This window comes from Acinetobacter sp. YH01005, assembly GCF_013420465.1.
Classification (GTDB): Bacteria; Pseudomonadota; Gammaproteobacteria; order Pseudomonadales; family Moraxellaceae; genus Acinetobacter; species Acinetobacter amyesii.
Map to the genome: position 1 here is coordinate 1 of NZ_VOYA01000068.1, position 1,138 is coordinate 1,138.

At 40.9% G+C, this 1,138-nt stretch carries 1 protein-coding gene and 1 other annotated feature; the gene reads left to right on the top strand.

Annotated features, from left to right (window positions below; translation table 11 throughout):
* Nucleotides 1–1,099, top strand: a protein-coding gene (locus tag FTT72_RS16135; protein WP_180114994.1) for an IS3 family transposase whose coding sequence is annotated in 2 segments (ribosomal slippage) — nucleotides 1–156 and nucleotides 156–1,099 — 1,100 coding nt annotated over the 2 segments. Because the reading frame shifts where the segments join, the coding sequence is not laid out codon by codon here. This gene is flagged as partial in the annotation.
* Nucleotides 155–271 (top strand) — a sequence feature (AL1L pseudoknot). Its footprint overlaps the gene before it by 117 nt.
* Nucleotides 1,100–1,138: the final 39 nt, after the last annotated feature.

Consider the following 1,138-nt stretch of genomic DNA (forward strand, 5'->3'; position numbering starts at 1 on the left):
GTACTCCTGAAACACTACGTGTTTGGTATCAAAAATATTTAGATAAACAAAATCCAGTTAAAGTACAGCAGCTTTCAGACCAAGAACGTATCAAACAACTCGAACGCGAAAATAAAGAACTGCAACGTGCTAACGAAATTCTACGTAAAGCAGCTGCTTTTTTCGCCCAGGCGGAGCTCGACCGCCCACACAAATAATGGTGGATTTTATCCATAACAATAAAGATCGATATGGTGTTGATGCGATTTGTAGGATTTTACCGATCGCAGCTTCAACCTATTACCGAACTTTAGATCTCGCTGACAATCCAGAACATCGAGCGAAACGAGATCTACATGATGAGCATCATGCTGAACAAATTCAACGAATTTGGAAAGAAAGTTCAGGTCGATATGGTGTGCGTAAGGTCTGGCAACAATTGAAACGTGAAGGTTATGTTATCGCACGTTGTACAGTTGCTCGATTGATGCAGAAGCTAGGTATACAAGGTGTTTGGCGTGGTAAGAATAAACAAACCACCCGTAGCCGAGATGATCAAAAAAGAGCAGATGATTTAGTGAAACGTAATTTTAATGCTGATCATCCTGACCAACTGTGGGTGAGTGACTTTACGTATATTCAAACTCATTCAGGCTGGGTCTATACCGCCTTTATTATTGATGTGTTCTCACGAGCAATTGTTGGATGGAAAGTATCGACACGGATGAATACAGATATGGTGCTCGATGCATTAGAGCAAGCATTGCACGATCGAGGCATGCCAAAGAATGTGATTCATCATTCCGATAGAGGTGTTCAATATCTTTCTATTCGCTATACCAATCGTTTAGAAGCTGCAAATTTACGAGCATCAGTCGGTACGACTGGTGATTCATACGATAATGCTTTGGCTGAAACGGTGAATGGCTTATACAAAACAGAGGTGATTGAATATCTAAAAGCAGATTGGCAAGGTTTAGCAGATGTACAACTTGCGACACTAAACTGGGTAGATTGGTTCAATAAAAAGCGTGTACACAGTGCACTGGGTTATGTATCGCCTTTTGAGTTTGAAGCAATGTACTATGATAAGATTAACCCGTTAGGTCAGGTGGCCTAACTTAAATAAAAAAGTCTCCGACAAACCCGGTACGGTTCA